Origin of the sequence: Alteromonas sp. KUL42, from assembly GCF_006538325.1 — a bacterium.
Taxonomy (GTDB): Bacteria; Pseudomonadota; Gammaproteobacteria; order Enterobacterales; family Alteromonadaceae; genus Alteromonas.
Window position 1 is genome coordinate 16,042 of sequence record NZ_BJKK01000025.1, and the last position, 17,732, is coordinate 33,773.

19 protein-coding genes and 1 pseudogene are annotated in these 17,732 nt (G+C 39.2%); 10 read left to right on the forward strand and 10 right to left on the reverse strand.

Annotated features, from left to right (window positions below; genetic code table 11):
• Window positions 1–461: 461 nt before the first annotated feature.
• The 5 genes from EYR97_RS20520 to EYR97_RS20540 all read right to left on the reverse strand — a co-directional run bounded on the left by EYR97_RS20520 (window position 462) and on the right by EYR97_RS20540 (window position 5,217).
• Window positions 462–1,727: an O-antigen ligase gene (locus EYR97_RS20520; protein WP_131095628.1), complete on the reverse strand. Its 1,266-nt coding sequence runs from the start codon at window positions 1,725–1,727 to the stop codon at window positions 462–464.
• A 277-nt stretch (window positions 1,728–2,004) separates the two neighbouring features.
• Window positions 2,005–2,310 (reverse strand): hypothetical protein, encoded by a 306-nt coding sequence (locus EYR97_RS20525; protein WP_131095629.1) that lies wholly within the window; start codon window positions 2,308–2,310, stop codon window positions 2,005–2,007.
• On the reverse strand, window positions 2,285–2,494 hold the full coding sequence (locus EYR97_RS20530) for a hypothetical protein (RefSeq protein WP_131095630.1): 210 nt from the start codon (window positions 2,492–2,494) through the stop codon (window positions 2,285–2,287). Before EYR97_RS20530 ends, EYR97_RS20525 begins: the two co-directional genes overlap by 26 nt.
• A gap of 195 nt (window positions 2,495–2,689) precedes the next feature.
• Entirely contained in the window at window positions 2,690–4,624 is a 1,935-nt protein-coding gene (locus tag EYR97_RS20535) for an EAL domain-containing protein (protein WP_131095631.1), read from the reverse strand.
• Between the two features lie 17 nt (window positions 4,625–4,641).
• Complete coding sequence (locus EYR97_RS20540; protein ID WP_242635146.1) at window positions 4,642–5,217, reverse strand: transglutaminase-like cysteine peptidase; 576 nt, start codon at window positions 5,215–5,217, stop codon at window positions 4,642–4,644.
• Window positions 5,218–5,524: 307 nt separating this feature from the next.
• Between EYR97_RS20540 and EYR97_RS20545 the strand changes: the two are divergent.
• The 8 genes and pseudogenes from EYR97_RS20545 to EYR97_RS20580 all read left to right on the forward strand — a co-directional run.
• Window positions 5,525–5,710: pseudogene (locus tag EYR97_RS20545) on the forward strand (transposase); the annotation flags it as partial.
• A 302-nt stretch (window positions 5,711–6,012) separates the two neighbouring features.
• Window positions 6,013–7,185: a glycosyltransferase gene (locus tag EYR97_RS20550; RefSeq protein WP_165478120.1), complete on the forward strand. Its 1,173-nt coding sequence runs from the start codon at window positions 6,013–6,015 to the stop codon at window positions 7,183–7,185.
• A complete protein-coding gene (locus tag EYR97_RS20555) occupies window positions 7,172–7,384 on the forward strand; it encodes a hypothetical protein (protein ID WP_131095633.1) in 213 nt (70 codons plus the stop codon). Before EYR97_RS20550 ends, EYR97_RS20555 begins: the two co-directional genes overlap by 14 nt.
• Window positions 7,351–8,028, forward strand: coding sequence for a hypothetical protein (locus EYR97_RS20560; protein WP_131095634.1), 678 nt, complete (start codon window positions 7,351–7,353; stop codon window positions 8,026–8,028). The genes EYR97_RS20555 and EYR97_RS20560 overlap by 34 nt, the downstream gene beginning before the upstream one ends.
• A gap of 182 nt (window positions 8,029–8,210) precedes the next feature.
• Window positions 8,211–8,594 (forward strand): acyltransferase, encoded by a 384-nt coding sequence (locus EYR97_RS20565; protein ID WP_165478121.1) that lies wholly within the window; start codon window positions 8,211–8,213, stop codon window positions 8,592–8,594.
• The gene (locus tag EYR97_RS20570) at window positions 8,594–9,829 is read left to right on the forward strand and encodes a hypothetical protein (RefSeq protein ID WP_131095636.1); all 1,236 of its coding nucleotides are present in this window, start codon (window positions 8,594–8,596) and stop codon (window positions 9,827–9,829) included. Before EYR97_RS20565 ends, EYR97_RS20570 begins: the two co-directional genes overlap by 1 nt.
• A complete protein-coding gene (locus EYR97_RS20575; RefSeq protein WP_131095637.1) occupies window positions 9,826–11,100 on the forward strand; it encodes a polysaccharide biosynthesis C-terminal domain-containing protein in 1,275 nt (424 codons plus the stop codon). The genes EYR97_RS20570 and EYR97_RS20575 overlap by 4 nt, the downstream gene beginning before the upstream one ends.
• A 221-nt stretch (window positions 11,101–11,321) precedes the next feature.
• Window positions 11,322–11,930 (forward strand): hypothetical protein, encoded by a 609-nt coding sequence (locus tag EYR97_RS20580; RefSeq protein ID WP_131095638.1) that lies wholly within the window; start codon window positions 11,322–11,324, stop codon window positions 11,928–11,930.
• A 237-nt stretch (window positions 11,931–12,167) separates the two neighbouring features.
• Here EYR97_RS20580 and EYR97_RS20585 read toward each other — a convergent pair whose 3' ends face one another.
• The 4 genes from EYR97_RS20585 to miaB all read right to left on the reverse strand — a co-directional run bounded on the left by EYR97_RS20585 (window position 12,168) and on the right by miaB (window position 15,640).
• Window positions 12,168–12,521 (reverse strand): 3-phosphoshikimate 1-carboxyvinyltransferase, encoded by a 354-nt coding sequence (locus EYR97_RS20585; protein ID WP_307722621.1) that lies wholly within the window; start codon window positions 12,519–12,521, stop codon window positions 12,168–12,170.
• Window positions 12,522–12,622: 101 nt separating this feature from the next.
• Window positions 12,623–13,090, reverse strand: a complete 468-nt coding sequence (gene ybeY, locus EYR97_RS20590; RefSeq protein WP_131095640.1) for an rRNA maturation RNase YbeY — start codon at window positions 13,088–13,090, stop codon at window positions 12,623–12,625.
• A complete protein-coding gene (locus EYR97_RS20595; RefSeq protein WP_131095641.1) occupies window positions 13,087–14,175 on the reverse strand; it encodes a PhoH family protein in 1,089 nt (362 codons plus the stop codon). The genes ybeY and EYR97_RS20595 overlap by 4 nt, the downstream gene beginning before the upstream one ends.
• A 31-nt stretch (window positions 14,176–14,206) precedes the next feature.
• Window positions 14,207–15,640: a tRNA (N6-isopentenyl adenosine(37)-C2)-methylthiotransferase MiaB gene (gene miaB, locus EYR97_RS20600; protein ID WP_131095642.1), complete on the reverse strand. Its 1,434-nt coding sequence runs from the start codon at window positions 15,638–15,640 to the stop codon at window positions 14,207–14,209.
• Window positions 15,641–15,864: 224 nt separating this feature from the next.
• On the opposite strand from miaB, the gene EYR97_RS20605 reads away from it, so the two are divergent.
• Both EYR97_RS20605 and EYR97_RS21985 read left to right on the forward strand, forming a co-directional pair.
• The gene (locus EYR97_RS20605; RefSeq protein ID WP_131095643.1) at window positions 15,865–17,040 is read left to right on the forward strand and encodes an FAD-dependent monooxygenase; all 1,176 of its coding nucleotides are present in this window, start codon (window positions 15,865–15,867) and stop codon (window positions 17,038–17,040) included.
• Window positions 17,040–17,216 (forward strand): hypothetical protein, encoded by a 177-nt coding sequence (locus tag EYR97_RS21985; protein WP_165478122.1) that lies wholly within the window; start codon window positions 17,040–17,042, stop codon window positions 17,214–17,216. Before EYR97_RS20605 ends, EYR97_RS21985 begins: the two co-directional genes overlap by 1 nt.
• A 72-nt stretch (window positions 17,217–17,288) precedes the next feature.
• Here the strand turns inward: EYR97_RS21985 and EYR97_RS20610 are convergent, their stop codons facing one another.
• The gene (locus tag EYR97_RS20610; RefSeq protein ID WP_131095644.1) at window positions 17,289–17,702 is read right to left on the reverse strand and encodes a hypothetical protein; all 414 of its coding nucleotides are present in this window, start codon (window positions 17,700–17,702) and stop codon (window positions 17,289–17,291) included.
• Window positions 17,703–17,732: the final 30 nt, after the last annotated feature.

Sequence of the window (17,732 nt, forward strand, 5' to 3'; positions counted from 1 at the left end):
AGTAGAGGAACACCTTTCCATAAGCTACGCAAAAAAAGAGTTTCAGAATCAAATTGCCCTGATATTTTCTTGTCTATAGTCGCGAATTGTGCGTAATTTGGTAAGTTTAAGCTTATTGAATCACCTACAAACGCACTTTTTAGTAATGATGCGTTTATAGGGAGTATGCTTATATTATTTTTATTAGTGGTTTGTGTTTTTGAATTATTATTTCCACTAACGGTATTTGTTGGGGGATATGAATTAAATGATGTTTCGAAAAGCGTTAATGTTTGTTTTGAATGTGCAGCAAAATGCACGATACACAGAGAGATAGCTAAAAGTAACAACCTCATAATCATACTTCCATATACTGACTAAATATATCTCCATCATATATATTTTTGGGCACATTTATTCCAAATAAATGACTCATAACTAGTATAGGCATGTATACAGTTGTATGGATTTGTATACGTTTGCTACCTAAACTTCCTATCAGACACTTTAAACGCTAACGCCAAAATAACAATAAACAGTGCCGCATTAGCGGGGGCTTGAAGTGGAAAGTCTACCGATATGTGAACGGACATCCCTATAATTGCTACTAGCGCACCAAAGGCAAAACCTTTTGCGGTAGGCGTTTGTCTGTCTCTCAAAGTTCTAACGCATTTATACGCTGCTAACAGCGGTAGCAGAAACAAAACAATTGTTGCTGGAATTCCCGCCTCGATGGCAAATTGTAAATAGTCATTGTGGGCATGATCATAAAAAATATCGACATCTTCACCGGTGTATTTTGGATAAGCGGTATAGAACGTACCCATGCCGGCGCCTGTTAGTGCAACGTCTTTTAATAGAGGGACAGAATCACGAACGACTTCATCTCGTGTTTCCTGTGTAAAGCTGGTTTCTTCTAAGCGCGTTTTTACCTTATCTAAACCAAACCATGCACTTAAAATAAACATGTCAATAATGAACATACTAACTATAAGAATGGTTAGCCCTTTTGTACGTTGTTTAATGAGTACTAAGCTTAACAACCCCACGATTGTTACCGCCGCAAAAAAAGCGGAGTTTCCCATTCGCGAGCGAGACATAACCAGCGCAATAACCATAATGGCTAATGCAATTCGTACAAGTGCTTTACCGTTAAGTAGTGTATTTAAAAAGCTACGTAATTTTTGTTTAGAGCTTTTTGAGCTTTGTGTAATTAATAGTGAATAAACCAAGTAGCCCAAACCCATACTCAAACAAAGCAATAAGTAGTTAGCATAATGGTTTTTATAAACGAATGTGCCCGTTGCCCAGGCTTTTATCGGTAATTGAAATATTAAGCTGTTATCGATATTAAGCAGTACCTCTGAAGCGCCATACATGGCTTGAAAAACGCCTACAAAAGTAACAACCAACATTACCGTTCGAATACGCTGCATGGTGTTGCAAAGCATTACAGCGCTAATAAAAAAGCACAAGTAACTGATGGTTTTATACAGCATGATTTTTGACTGAGCGACATCAATTGAAATAGTGCCAAAATCTGCATTTACCATTTCATAGTAGGAAAATGCAGTAGGGCTGAAGACGCTTAATAGCGATAAGGGAAGTGGCACAATTTGAATTATGTTCCAAAAGCAAAATATCAACAATAACGCTATCGGTAATATGAATGGGGTGAGTAATTGCTTAACTCTTCCTATATTTACGTATATTGCAGAAAACAAAACAAAGTAGCTGGCCACTTCCATGATTCCCCAAGCCCATGGTCTATTGCTTCCCAATGGAAATGGGAGCCAAGCAATTAACAATAGAAAGAAAAAAACGGGATTTGTGCGTTAGAGACTACTCTTGAACTGGAACTGTAAGACATTAATTTTACTGCGTTGCACCTTATGGACGTAAGTGTAATAGAAAATAGTATGCGGTACAAAAGTGAGGAAAGCGTTTAATGATATAAGTATTTGAATGAGCGGTAAAACTTTAAAGGCCTCGATAGAGGCCTTTGAGTATTTAATTTATTGGGTACTAGTTACCAGAAGCAGTAGCACCACCACCACCAGCGCCACCAGCGCCAACACCAACGCCGATAGGGCCAGAAGAAGTTGGGCCAGCCGCCGTTTCAAGAAGGTTGCCTTCGGCATCGTCTTCTATGAAGTTAACTAATTCGGGAGCAAAAGCATTGTAAAGCTCTTCACCCATTTCGTTTGTTACACCCTGCTGGGTTGCAACAAGCAAGGCGGTATCTACTGTTGTTGTTCCATCAAATACAGTGTTAATGAAAAAGATACGCGCATCTTCTGGTAAGTCACGTAATGCAGTTTTTTTGCGCATCGGTTAACGTTGTGTCTTCTTCAGACAACAACAAAACAATGGCATCTTCAATTGATTCGCTGTCGTTAACAACAGCAATGATAGCTGCTTCGATGCCTGTTTCGTCCATTGATGCGTCTTGCGCAAATGAAGGCATAGAAAAACTCAGTACTAGAGCTGCCAGAATTGCAATATACTTGCGCATATTATCCTCCAAAAATTAATCAATTTTTCAATTACTTCTTTCTTAATCTTCAGGTTTACAAACAACCTAAAGAGCGAATACTTCTAATATTAGAATATCACTTGCATGTTTATAAGCATAGCACAAATTTTATTCAATTCGTGTTTTCATGAATCGTTTTTTTAACCAGTGTCAGTATGCCATACCACTAAGTTACTAGGCCATCGGCCACGCACATGGTTCGCTTATGGCATAACCTTGTACGCAATCCACAAAAAGATCTTGCAATGTTTGTGCCTCATTTTCGTCTTCTACCAATTCGGCAATAACAGTAATATTTAAGCCATGTGCAATATTAACTAATGAGCGCACGAAAAACTGATTATCTTCAGATTTATGAATGTTGCGGGTGAAACTTCCATCTAGCTTTATAAAATTTGGGCGTAGCTTTCTTAAGTGGCTAAATGCTGCAATGCTTGTTCCCACGCGCTCTACAGTAAGTTTACTACCCAAGTTTCGCAAACTTTCTGCCAAATAATGTACGTTCTCTGGTGCGTTTTGTAGGCAAATTTCAGGTATTTCAACAACGATATTCTTCGCAAAGTTTGCATGCTGTTTTATCAAGTTTATAAACTTTTCGATGTATACGCGTTCAGCAATAGTAAGGGGCGAGATATTAATGCCAACATTTTCGCTTGAGTTTGGCGCTAAAAGTGTCAGGATTTTTTTCAATATTAATAAGTCTAGCTCACCTGAATAATGTAAGTGCTCTGATTCCGCAATTAATTCAGACATTGGTAGATGTTTCTCTGAATCGTTGCTTCTAAAACGTGCAAAGCACTCATAATACATGTGTGATTCGTCGAAATTCTTTACAGGTTGTCGAACAATGTCTACTGCTTTATCACGAATTATTCTATCAAAGTGTTCACGCCATTCATTTTGGCTTATTCGCTTTTCAAGCTGACTAGCAAGTTGCCAGCGTTTAGGCGTATTTTTAGCAGTGGTTAGTGCAGCGTCGGCATTTTCTAGTAGTTGATTTTTATTGGTTAGCTCGTTAAATTTTGCCGCACCAATGTGTGCAAAGCCATGGGTATAAACGGGAAGGGTTTGCGCCATAAACTCATCTGACAGATCATTTAGAAAGTTGCAACAGCGCTCTTCATTGGCATTTTCCAATAATACAACGAAGTCACCACCGCGCACGCGATAGGTTTCTGCGTTAACTTGGGCACCTTTTGTTTTTAATATGTGTGCCAGCGTATTTATGTAAATATCAGCGGTTTGTCCGCCCTCAGTTTCATTAACATGGCCCAAGCTAGAAAGACGTATAATAACTAAGTAGCCAGCAGGAGCCATTTCTTTATCTGCAAAAAGGCGAGCTAAGCGATTATCTAGGGCAAGCTTATTACCAAGCTTTGTAAGGGTATCTTGATAAGCGCTTTGGTAGTAGCTTTGCGCTTGTGCGGTTAGTTCATTGTGTTGTTTATTTAAAATGCCCGCCATTTTATTAATTGCGCGTACCATTAAATTAAGTTCTTTGGTGTGCGGTACATCGTTAATTTCACTGAAGTCGCGGGCGCTAATACGTTCAGATGCGCGAACTACTGCGGTAACAGGGGTTAATATAACGCGCAATATCGCATATAACAAAAAACTACCAACTATAAAAAGAAGAAGGGTGAATCTGAATGTGCTTTGGGCATTTTCCCAAAGTTGTGCGTATCCTTTGCCCGGATGTGAGGTGACACTCATGACACCAGCGATATTCCACCCTGAATTAATTTCCGTTTCGCTGGTGGGTGGATTTAGTGGGAAAAGGTCTCTAAACCAATTTGGCACACCTTCAGGAGTAGAAGGGTTTTCTTTCTCAAGTATTACATTATTTGCGGTATCGCGAAGCACTATGCGTTGATAATAGCCACTATCAAAAATTGCATTAATCATAGTTTCAACAATTGGCATGCCGTTATCATCACCAACATAAGGTGAGATTGATAAACCAAGAGATGTGGCTGTGTCTTGTGAATGTGACGACAGCTGGCTTTCCACATATTCGCGAAAGCTATTCACGTTTATATAAACGGTGCCAAAAAAAACCAACAACAGCACAAAAAGAAACCCGATGCTAAATTGCTTTGTAAGTGACATATTCTTACCTGTTATTATTAAAAATCCCGCTCTATGCGGCTGGTTAAGTCGTCCCACATTTTATGGCGTGAGTTACCAAGTTTAGTTCCTCGTCCTTGAGCTTTTGCTTTATACAGGCCTTCACCGTTGAAACTATAAACGGGGCGAAGGTCTGGGCGCTTGCTTGCTGGAAGAATACGAGGGTTTATATTATCAAGAATAAGAGGTATTGCATTAGGCGCTGGGTAATACGCCAATACCATATGTGCCTGATTTTGTTGCAAGGCCGTAACAAACATCATACGTAGCTTGCTGTCGGGTATGCCCAGTGCACGTAAACTAAAATATTTGGCAATAACATAGTCTTCGCAATCGCCACCGTTGGTACCTAACATCTCTACTGGCGTTGCCCAGTAATCGGACTTGCCCCAATGCTCCTTATCGGAGTAATAGGGGATTTCATTGAAGAAGTTGTTTACTTCGTAGAGTTGATCTTCTGTTGATTTGGAGTATAGGCGGCGGATGACTTCTGACCAATCTTCGACTTTTCGTTTGGCCTTTTTGCCGTATTTTGTATTTACATTGTTTAGTACTTCAATGGAAATGTCGATCAAGCTAACACTTGGCTTAGCAATAAAAAAAGCCAATGTTACAACAACTATTTTAACTGTAAGCTTGAATAATTTCAAAAGAACACGGGTATGATAATAATTTAGCCTTATTAACAGTGTAATATGCACAGTAGAGTAAAGAAATACCCTAGTTGTTTAATATGCACATAAAAGATCGATGTCTAAATTTTATTCGGGTTTAAAAGTCTCACCGAAGTGAGAGAAAGACCGAGTTTATAGTGTTTTCCTTATAAAGAATTATGAAATCAAAAGTAAACGGAAACCTTTTTTAGCAGACCCAAAAAACTGCGCTTTAGCCTTTGTCGAAAGCTTAAACGGCAAATTTAGAAATGAATGCCTGAACCAACACTGGTTCAGAACTCTAGATGAAGCCAGATATGAAATTGATCTATGGCGCGAACATTACAATAACGTTCGACCACATAGTTCACTGAATTACCTGCCGCCTGTTGAGTATGCAAAACGGGCAGCATAATATGAAAAATCTCATCGAAAGATTGGTACTAATTCAGGGGAAAGGTCATAACAAAGAATGAAGACATGAAAGTCTTGGTAATCTGCCTCCGGCAGCTTACCGACTAAAACTGGAAAACTCTAATTTAAAACTGTCCCATTGAAGGTGAAGTAGACAATATCCTATTGCTTATTTAATAAAGTGTGTTTTACAGTATGTAAGGTATACATTGTCAGTGCATGGAACGCTCTTACCATAGAAACTTAGAGTGCAGCCCATGGAAATTAGAATATTTGCTTTAAATTTTTAGGACGGTTTACATTTTGTCAAATCTAAGGATTGTACATATCATAACTAGGTTCATATTAGGGGGGGCTGACGAGAACACACTAGCCACTTGTAATATACAAGCCGAACATGGTCATAAAGTGGTTTTGCTAGTTGGTAGTGAGTGGGCCGAAACGATGAAGCAAAGACTAGATCCAAGAGTCGAATTCATCATCATTAATAACATGATAAGAAATATATCTTTTTTTAGAGATGTCAGAGCTTTTTTTGAAATCTTATTTTTACTCAAAGATTTTGAACCTGACGTGCTGCATACTCATGAAAGCAAAGCTGGCATATTAGGTAGATTTGCCGCCGCTGTTATCAGAAGAAAGACGAAAATAGTTCACGGTGTCCACATAATTCCTTTCGTTAATACTACCTCTAAATTCCAGTATGCATTTTATTTTCTTCTAGAGAAATTAGCCTCTTATTTTACTGATGAGTTTATTTCAGTTAGTCCTGCGTTGGCTGAAGTCATGATTGAGAAAAATCTCGCAAAAGAATCAAATAATCACGTAATCTTTAGCGGAATGGATTTAAATATATTCAGTACCTCACTTCCACCAAGTGATGAGTTAGTTAAGTCGCTGTTTGCAGATAAATACGCTGAGTTTATTAGTGCTTTTAAAATAGTTATTGCTGGTACGCTGGAAAAGCGAAAGCGTGTCGAAATAGGTCTTCAAGCGATTAAAAAATTAAAAGATTGTGGAGAAAATGCCTTTTTGATCGTATGCGGTGGCGGAAGAGAATCAGATAATCTCCTTAAGCTTTCATATGAGCTTGGAATAGAAAACAATGTTTTATTCACTGGTTATACCTCTAATATATCCGACTATATTAAATGTGCTGACCTAGGTTTACATTGCTCTGAACATGAAGGGCTACCCAGAGTAATTATACAATACTTAGCATCTGGAAAGCCCGTAATCTCGTCAGCTTTAGCTGGTGTTGATTTGGTTATTAAAGATGGGAAAAACGGATATTTACTTAGAACTGATGACTTAGTTTGCGAAATTTCTGAAAAAATATATTCATTAATTCACGACAAAGCCAAGTATGAAAAATTCGCTGTTGAAGCGAAAAGAACTGAATTAAGCGATTGGGATCAAAAAAAGATGGTATCAAATATAGAAAATGTGTACAGGGGGGGAGATGACAGAATTTAATAGTTTGATTGATGAGCTTAATATCAATAGTTTTATACTTGGTTTTCCTAAGTGTGCAACTACATCTTTTGCTCAATGGATTGAAAAGTCGCCAATTGCCTCAGTAACAGGACCAAAAGAAACGAACTTGTTTGTACCTGAGCTTGTAAACAAAAAAATATATATATGCCTAAAAGGCTTGACGCCAGATCTAAAGTAAGAATTGAAGCCTCAACTTTAAATGTATATTCTCAAGATCTTTTAGAAACATTAGAAAAAAGAGACGACATTAAAGTTATATTGATAACTAGATCGTTAAGTGAAGTGGCAGAAAGTTGGCACAATCAAATGTTAAAAGCGAGCTTTATCGAAGAAGGGACAACGCTATCGGACTTACTATGCAGTTCATCTACATCTGGATTGAAAAATTACAGGGAGATGTTGGCACATGGAAATCTAATTGACAAATGGATAACCAAGTTAGGCCACAAACGGGTTTTTGTAATGGACTGTACAGAGTTAAAAAATAATTCACTAAGAATCGCAGCACTACTCGATAAATTTTTTGATTGCAAATTAGAATTGCCAGAAGTGGTTCCCGTTTCAAATGTTTATTCTTCGCCAAGAAATCAATTGCTATATAAATTTGTAAGGACTTCATTTTTCAAAAGAATTTGGTATAGCATTGAATCAAATTTTCCATATTTACGAAAAATTAGAATTTTTCTAAGGGAAAAAATCCTTCTTAAAAAATCGGTAAAACAAAAAGAATTCGAAATTAAAAATCACTCATGGTTAATCAATGAGGAAAATATTGCCCGAGATATGATAGTTAAGAACAGAAATGTTTGGCGTGAATCATGACTGGACGTTCATTGTATATTAGATTAGCTTGGTTCATTGAATTAGTTGTGTCGTTATACTCAATTTTCCCAGTGTTCATGCGTCGTGGTCTTTACAGTTTCTTTTGTAGTTCACATTGGTTTTTAGCCAAAATTATTCGTTACCTCTCTTTTCGAACATTATGTAAAAGATGTGGTTCTATCGTGAATATAGGTGCAGGAGTGGTTGTTAAAAATTGGGATAAATTAGAAATTGGAAATAGAGTCAATATACATGAATACTGTTTTATAGACGCAATTGGAGAAATTACGATTGAAGATGACGTTTCAATAGCACATCACACTTCCTTGTTATCTTTTGAACATGGGTGGTCAGAAATTGATAAGCCAATAAAATATAATGCGCTAACTCTCAAGCCAGTAACCATCAAGAGCGATGTTTGGGTAGGCTGCGGTGTTAGAATTTTAGCTGGCACAACAATAGGAACAAGGACGATAATAGCTGCAGGTGCAGTTTTGCCCTCAGGAGAGTATTCTAGTGGTGTATATGGCGGAGTTCCTGCAAGGGTTTTAAAGGTACTTGACTAGTGTTACTTGAAAAATCACTGATTTTACTTCAGTTGCTTTCAATATTTATTTTTATTTTTCTTACAAATAGACGAACCAACTTTACAGGGCGTTACTTCTCACCATATCACTGGTTTGTGTTTTTTATTATCTTTTGGTTTATTGTCCCGCAAATTATTTCTGTTTTTCCTCCTTATAGTTTAGTTGGACTTGGATTTTTAGGAGAGGATACTAGAAAGGATATGATAGTCTATGGACAAATTTCTATATTCCTATTTCTATTTTCTCTTTCTATTGCGTATGTATTTTTCCGAAGTGTATTGTCAAAAAACGTACCAACGGAGCAAGTGTTTAATGCATCGTTTCTTACAAAGAAAGACCTTCATATTTTATATTGGCTTTTCCTTATAGGCGTCTTATGCATTTTTAAGTTAGGTGTAACATTTCAATCTATAGAAGGAATGAGAAGTCAACTTGTAAAATCATTTGAAGGAAAGCTTTTAACTGCAATTGCATTCTGGGCAAATTTTTCTTTTTCTGTGCTTCTTGCGTACTTTGTAGTTAAAAAGAAATATAATAGAGCGTTGCTCCTTTTGGCACTTTTTTCTTCAGCAATACTCTTGACAGGGGCGAGGGGGAGATTGCTATGGCCACTACTTATCAGTTTTATATTTTTGTCAATTTATTATAGGAAATTTCCCATTGTTAGAATATCAGTGATAGGTTTCTTAATGGTTTCTATACTTGTGCTGTTAGATCCTTTGATGATAGCAATCAGAGAAGGGAATATTTCGGATTTTTTTGAATATTTTAGAACACGTGATATTTTTTCAGCATTATTTCTAAAGAGAAACTTTGATAGTTTCAGTAACCTTTCTTTAAATGTTTATTTTGATGCAGTTGAACATAATTGGATACGATTATTCACTGGAGCAAGAAATGCTTTTATGGAGCAGTATTTTCCTGCTATCTATAATTCCGGTGTTGGTTTCGGTGTAACATATCCAGGCACTGCTTTTCTAGGTCTTGGTTGGCTTGGAATAGTGTTATTTGGCTCTTTCTTTGGTTTTGTTGGCGGTTTTTTGTCGTTAATGATAGAGCGAAAAATGACTGTAATTCAAATGTTTAGTTACTTAACTTTAATGCCTTGGCTTTGTGCGTTGGGAGGGAATTTTGTAGAGAATTTTGATAAAATGATAGCGGCAATTTTTCCTGGTGTAATTTGGTACTTTTTTAAAAGAGTAAAGTACCGATGACTTTCCTCATAAAAAATAATATTCGCTATTTTCAAATAATATTAACGGTTGGGTTAAGAGGTGGCGCTGCTTTTATACTTTTCCTTCTTTACTCAACTGTGTCACGTAACTACAGTCAAGCTATTTCTGGGGAATTTTTTTATTTTCATACTCTTATAACTATCAATTCGCTATTCTTGCTATTTGGTCTCCAACCACTGATTGTAAGAGAGTGTGCAAGGTTTGAGAATAGTCTAAACGCAAGAAATATAAGAGCAATATTTTCTCACTTTTTTGATGCTTTTAAATTTACAGGGCCGATTTGCTTTTTTGTGACAGTAATCCTGCTTTATTTTAGTCAATTGGATGTCTATTATACAATTTGGGTTTTTCTTGCTAGCTTATTTACTTCGTTTATAATTATATTTTCATCTAGTTATCAGGCGCTTCAAAAGTTTAATATAGCTATTTTCTTTAGCAATTTCCTCGTACCGTTCTTGCTAGTTGTTATTTTATTCTCGTTCAAAGAAATAACTATACACCCAATTTATTTGTTCATGGGAGCTACAGTAGGCACAGTTGCTGTTTTTAGCTTGTTAGTTTTAAAACAGCATGAAGAGGACGGTGAGATAGTTAGAGGTTTCTCTAACTCAGAGAGATGGAATTTTTTGTCTATAAACCTATCTACGCTCATTTTTAACTGGGGTGGAGTGTTAATTGTGGGAATTTTTTTAGGAAGCGAAGAAGTTTATCAAATAGGTGTTGCGCAGAGGGTAGGTGCAGTTATTGCGTTTAGCCTTTTTTTGTCAAACTCAATATTGGCACCAAGAGTTTCTAAGCTGTTTTGTAAAGGAAAAATTCTTGATTTGATGAATTTAACGAAGAGCGTCAATAGAGTTCTTATATTCATCGGGGTGGTAACTTTAATAGTTATATTTTACGACAAAAGGTTTCTTTCTTTCTTTTTTGATGAGCAAGTGTTTATTTATATAGATGTTATTAAGGTTGTTTGTGGTGCTCATTTTATTAATGTTATTTTTGGAAATTGTACAACTCTTTTGTCGATGACCGGTGGTGAGAAAAAATTGAATTTGGCGATGATGAGTGCAGCGGTTTCTAATGTATTATTCACGATTCCCTTAACCTACTTTTATGGCGTCATTGGTACAGGCATTGCGTTTTTAGTTTCAATGGCATTGATGAATGTACTGTGCTTATTTTTCGTCAAAGAACACTTAGGCTTTTGGCTTTTAGGAGGAATTGCATTCAAATGCAAAGTTCACGATGACTAAGTGACTACTTCCTCTAAATTGAGACAGACTCAATTGAAGTGTCCTGCAAAATTAACGCAGGATACGATGTTTTAAGTTGTCGGAAAGTTTTACATTATGATTTCTAATATCATAATGTTTTTGTTTTTATCAATAAAATCATGGGCTTGTGTTTTTGGTATGGTTTTGGCATGTAATCTGTTACAGGTGTTCAAGTCAGACAAATTTAAAAGGTGGTTGTCATGAGGCTAGCGATTATTTTGATTGTTATTTTTTCAGTATTTAAGGCTCAAGCGGCTCTAATTACAATAGGGAGTTTCAGTATTGATGAAACTCGATTTGCAGATTCGGTTGTTTTAGTTTCAGGAACATCAGTCAAACCGCCTTCTAATGCGGAGGGGTTTAATTTTGACACTTATGTGTCGGTTGACACTTCTAGTCAAATCAAGGCGTCTTTTGACAACCTTCAACTTCTAAACGGTAGTGGGTTTGATATTTTGGTTTTTGAACTTGCTGCTCTCGAAGTAATGCAAATGTCTTTGTCTATAGGAGGCCTTTCTGTATCTGGTTCGTTGATTGAAAGAGTAATAGGTGATCCAAGTTTAAGCCGCACGGTGAACATTTATGGGTTTGATCTGAGTGACTTCGGAATTAGTTCGGGTGGCTCTTTAATCAGTGATTTGTTTCTCGGTAGCTTGGCAGACACGCCAGACATCGCTGCAATTGCAGTATTGAATGGCTCAGATATTGGTTCTGGAAATGGGTCTATATCTGTTTCAGCCCCGCCTACACTAATGCTTCTTAGCTTGATGCTGATATTTATTTCGACACGAAAGTGGAAAAATAGTTAGTTTCAGATGTAAATTTGTGATTTAAGCTCTCTATTTATCAAAAAACAAGGGAGCTTGAATTTTCGAAAATTATTGGTGTCGGTAATGTTATATTAGAAGCATGTAAAAAACATAAACGCAAGAAAGATTTCAGTTTATAAAAATTACTCGAGAAATTTATTTCTGATTGATTAAAATAGTAGTATGAAATATTCTTCAGCAATTAGGCCGGTTACTAATTAGCTCGAGGATAATGCGCTAACCCAACACATTCGCCTTAAACCAACCCCAAAGCCCTAAACTCCAACCCTCTATCAAATTAATGCCAAGAGCCGACTTTACCAAGTAAAGTACAATTAGCCCCAATAGAATAGAAAAAGTAATAAAGCTGGTAAGCAAAAATGCATTGAGGTACATGGCCACTCGCAGTTCTTTTGCCGACAATGTTCGTCTATTTCGTCCTGCTAAAACAACATAATAGTAGCGCCACTTAAAGAACTTGATGGTGCCTCGCAGGTCAACTTTATGTCGTCCCCATTCCCTTGCGCCTACGGCATTGCGAATATGCGATAATTGCTCTTCGGTGAACGAGTCGGCTACATGTTCGGGCATTTTTTCCAGGAGCCTGCTAATAACCGGATCCTGGGAGATATCATTTATTTGAGTGGCCATACTAGTTGAAGTTTGCGTTGCACAATATAACTAGCATACGGTTATTGGTAAGGGTCGTCTATCCCTAAAGTGGCAAGAATGTCTATTTCCTTGGCTTCCATTTCTTCTGCTTCAGCGTCGTCAATATGATCATAGCCAAGAAGGTGTAGTATTCCATGTATTGTCATATGAGCATAGTGGGCACTTACTTGCTTATGTTGTTCTTCGGCTTCTCGGCTTATCACCGGTGCGCAAATAACCAAGTCACCTAATAAATTTATGGGTATCCCCGGAGGGGCTTCAAAGGGAAACGATAAAACATTAGTAGGTTTATCTTTACCGCGATATTCATGGTTCAAGCTTTGGCTTTCTTCTTCATCGGTAAAGCGAATTGTCACTTCGTGGTCGTGAATTCCTTCGTATTCAAAAACCGCATTTACCCAAGTTTCAAGCATAGAAGGTGAGGGAATGGCATCTGCTATATTTGCGTCACCTTCATAGGCTTGTTGGCAATCAATTGTTGCAGTCACTTGGCATCACTACCTTTAGCTTCGTTTTCAGCCTGTTGTGCTGCATTTTTTGTTTGCTCTTGCTGAAGTCGCAACGCCTCTTCTTTACGAGCCTTGCGAATGCGCTCTTGTTCGGCGTCGTGTACTTCATACGCACGAACTATTCGCGCAACAACTGGGTGGCGTACCACGTCTTCGGCATTGAAGAAGTTGAATGATATTTCGTCCACTTCATTTAATACTTCAATAGCATGGCGAAGGCCAGATTTCGCGCCGCGAGGTAAGTCGACTTGGGTGATGTCACCGGTGATAACGGCTTTAGAGTTAAAACCAATACGGGTTAAGAACATTTTCATTTGCTCCACCGTGGTATTTTGGCTTTCATCTAGAATAATAAACGCGTCGTTTAACGTTCTACCGCGCATGTAGGCCAAAGGCGCAACTTCTATTACATTGCGCTCCATTAACTTTTCTACTTTCTCGAAGCCCAACATTTCAAACAGAGCGTCGTACAGTGGGCGAAGATAAGGGTCGACTTTTTGCGATAAATCACCCGGCAAAAAACCCAACTTCTCGCCAGCCTCTACAGCAGGGCGTGTAAGAAGAATTCTACGAATTTCCTGGCGTTCTAACGCGTCAACCGCAGTGGCAACGGCTAAATAGGTTTTACCCGTACCAGCAGGGCCTATACCAAAGGTAATATCGTGATTAACAATATTAGCAACGTATTGGGCTTGGTTGGGGTTACGAGGCTTAATAACACCGCGTTTTGTTTTGATGTTTACTTCTTTGCCGTAACCGCCCGATGCGTCTTTTTCAATAACACGGGCTTCTTGGATGGCTAGGTGTACTTGCTCGGCGTCTAATTCCTGAATACGGCCTTTTACAGGCTGGGTTTCAACGTACAGTAACTTGAGTAATTCAGTGGCGCTTTCTATTTGTTTAGGTTCGCCTAATACTTTAAACGCGTTGTTGCGATAGGTAATTTCAACCCCTAATCTGCGTTCTATTTGTTTGATGTTGTCGTCAAACGGGCCACATAAGCTCGACAAACGTTTGGCATCTGCCGGCTCTAAATCAAATTCGTTACTAACCAATGTACTCAAGCTACTTTATTCCTCGCTTTATAATGTTCAATTAAGCTGGGTTAAATTGACCCACACCTAGTTCGTCTGGCAACTCAGCCTGATGTTTCGCCATAATAGATTGGGGCGAAACCGCTACACGCAAGCCCATGTCGCTCTCTCTGCGCACAACTTCACCGCGAAGCGAATTAGTAAATACGTCAGTAATATTTACATCAACGAATTCACCAATCATGTCAGGTGTACCTTCGAAGTTAACTACACGGTTGTTCTCTGTACGTCCAGAAAGCTCCATAGGGTTCTTTTTAGACGGCCCTTCAACCAAAATGCGCTGTTCGGTGCCCACCATGTGACGTGCAATACGCAGCGCTTGTTGCGTAATGCGCTGTTGTAACAAGTGCAAACGTTGCTTCTTGGTTTCTTCACTTACGTCATCTACTGCGTCAGCGGCAGGTGTACCTGGGCGTGCACTGTAAATGAAGCTAAAGCTTAGGTCGTAGTCTATGGCTTGGATCAAATCCATTGTGGCTTCAAAATCAGCGTCTGTTTCGCCAGGGAAACCAATGATAAAGTCGCTAGACATACTGATATTCGGGCGAATTTTCTTTAACTTGCGGATTTTCGATTTGTATTCCAGCGCAGTGTGACCGCGTTTCATCAAATTCAAAATACGATCTGAACCACTCTGTACAGGAAGATGCAAGTGATCCACAAGTTCAGGAATTGACGCATAGGCTTCAATAATGTCGTCAGTAAATTCGACAGGGTGCGATGTGGTGTAACGTATTCTATCAATACCATCTATTGCTGCTACTAGTTCAAGTAACTCTGCAAAGCGGCAGATTGTGCCATCGAAGTGTTCACCGCGATATGCGTTGACGTTTTGACCCAGAAGGTTAACTTCGCGTACCCCTTGGCCCGCAAGTTGTGCAATTTCTAGCAATACGTCATCTACCGGGCGGCTAACTTCTTCACCACGCGTGTAAGGAACAACGCAGAAAGTACAGTACTTCGAGCATCCTTCCATAATAGAAACAAACGCGGTAGGGCCTTCGGCGCGAGGCTCCGGTAAACGGTCGAACTTTTCAATTTCTGGGAAACTTACGTCAATGACCGACTTGGCACCGTCTTGCAACTGGTTAATCATTTCTGGCAAGCGGTGTAAGGTTTGTGGGCCAAATACAAGGTCAACAAATGGCGCGCGTTGACGAATGGTATCGCCTTCCTGAGACGCCACACAGCCACCTACGCCAATGATAAGGTCGGGTTTGTCTTGCTTAAGCGTTTTCCAACGTCCAAGTTGATGGAACACTTTTTCCTGCGCTTTTTCGCGAATAGAGCAAGTATTAAGTAAGATAACGTCAGCGTCTTCTGCCGTTTCAGCAGCGCTATAACCGTGTGTTGAGTCGAGTAAGTCTGCCATTTTCTCCGAGTCGTACTCGTTCATTTGACAGCCCCAGGTTTTGATATACAGCTTTTTAGTCATAACAACTATTCGTTAACCTGTTAAAGTTCCCGCAGGCGGCCACAGTAGGGCGGTTACGGGAAGATGTTCAAAATAGCCGCATATTTTACCTGTTATGTTTGCATATTCCCAGTGTCTTAAGATGATTCCTTGTGAATTGATCTACCTTAAGGGTTTCGTACGTTTTACTTCCCACACCTTAGCATTTTACGACATAATGCAAGTGCGTGATTTAAGGAGAGTAAATGTACGACTTTTGTATCAATGGTGGCGGAATGGTTGGCGCTGCCTTAGCCCTCGGTCTTGGTAAGCAAAACTATAACGTGGCCGTTATAGAGCCTAACCTGCCAAAAGAATTTAACGCCGCTGATGGTCCCGACTTGCGTGTATCGGCTATCAGCGAAGCGTCAGTTACTCTGCTTAAAGCACTTGGCGCATGGCCTTTTATCGAAGCCATGCGAGTAAAAGCCTACCGTGGTTTAAGTGTGTGGGAATCGCCGAACAGTCGTACAGATTTTACAGCCGACAGTATCAGTATGACTCATTTGGGGTATTTTGTTGAAAACCGGTTATTGCAACTAGGTTGTCACCAAGCGCTGGCAAAATACAGTAACGTTGATGTTATAAGCGGCCATAGCGTGTTAAACATACTACTGCATAGTCATGCCACACTTACACTGTCTAATAACCAAAAGCTTGAAGCCCAGTGGTTAATAGGCGCCGATGGCGCTAATTCACAAGTCAGAAGTGTGGCGGGTATAGGCAGTACGGGGTGGCAGTATGCGCAACAGGCAATGGGCATCACCATTAAGCTAGAAAACCCTGTGCAACCTATAACATGGCAACAATTTACCCCAAAAGGCCCAATGGCGTTTTTGCCCATGTTCGACAACTACGCATCACTGGTGTGGTACAACAGCGTTGATGAACTTAAACGCCTAAAAAGCTTGAACAGCGTTCAGCTTAAAAATGCGATTATAAGCGCTTTTCCCAAAGAGCTTACGGAAAACAATAACGATTTTGAGATAGTCGATAAAGCCGTTTTTCCACTTACTCGCTCCCACGCCAACCAATATATTAAAGGGCGGTGTGTGTTATTAGGCGATGCGGCACATACCATCAATCCGCTGGCAGGGCAGGGCGTTAACCTTGGTTTTAAAGATGTGGAAGCTTTCCTTTCGGTAACAAGCGAGCACTTATCATTAGCGTCTGATGAGTTCAGTGTTTCCTTGACGCGCCACTTTGAAAAGCCACGACGCAGAGATAATTTGCTCATGATGACGGCAATGGATGGCTTTTATACCTTGTTTAGTAATGACATAACCCCCATTCATTGGATAAGAAATCAACTTCTTTCTGTGGCGCAACGAATTGAGCCAGCAAAGAAAGAAGTTCTTAAATATGCAATAGGGTTGCGATAATGGAAGTGTTAATTTTACTGGCGGTGTTATTTGGTGCATTGGCACTGATTATTCCGCTTATTGAGCGCTCAAAAATGCGCATTAGTAATGAAGACGCATCGAAATGGGCTAAATGGATATGGCCATTGATGGGGATTTTATTGATAGCACAGCTTCTGCGGCTACTGTTTTCGTGATGAAATCATAAGGCGCGCTTAAGATTCTATAATTTTCTCTGTAGGGGGGAATCGGTAGCTCAGAAGCAGAGGTTATTTTTGTTTCGCTTTTTCGACGCGAGACAGAACCCACTTTTCACATTCTTCAAACGAGTCGCAAACGGTAAATTCTTCACCGGCTGTTCGATAAATTTTACCGATGTGATTGAGAGCAAATGAAGGGGCATCACAGTGGCTCAGTAAAAGTGCAGAGCCACAGCGACCATTTTTAATATCAAGTTGTACCAGCTCTACCAACTTTTTTTCGGCATCGGGCACGTGAATAGGCTCACCGTGAATTACAATTATGACTCCCCAAGGCTTGCCTTTTAATTCGGCTAAAACTTGCTCTGCAGCGTCTTCAGAGCGTTTCATTGCCTCTAGGTTCCACGGGCCTCGACCCTCGACAATCATAATTTGACCTGAACGCCTAACAACTAACTCACCGTGCGGTATGAAAATAGACATAATTCACTTCAAGGCTTTTCTTTTATTGTT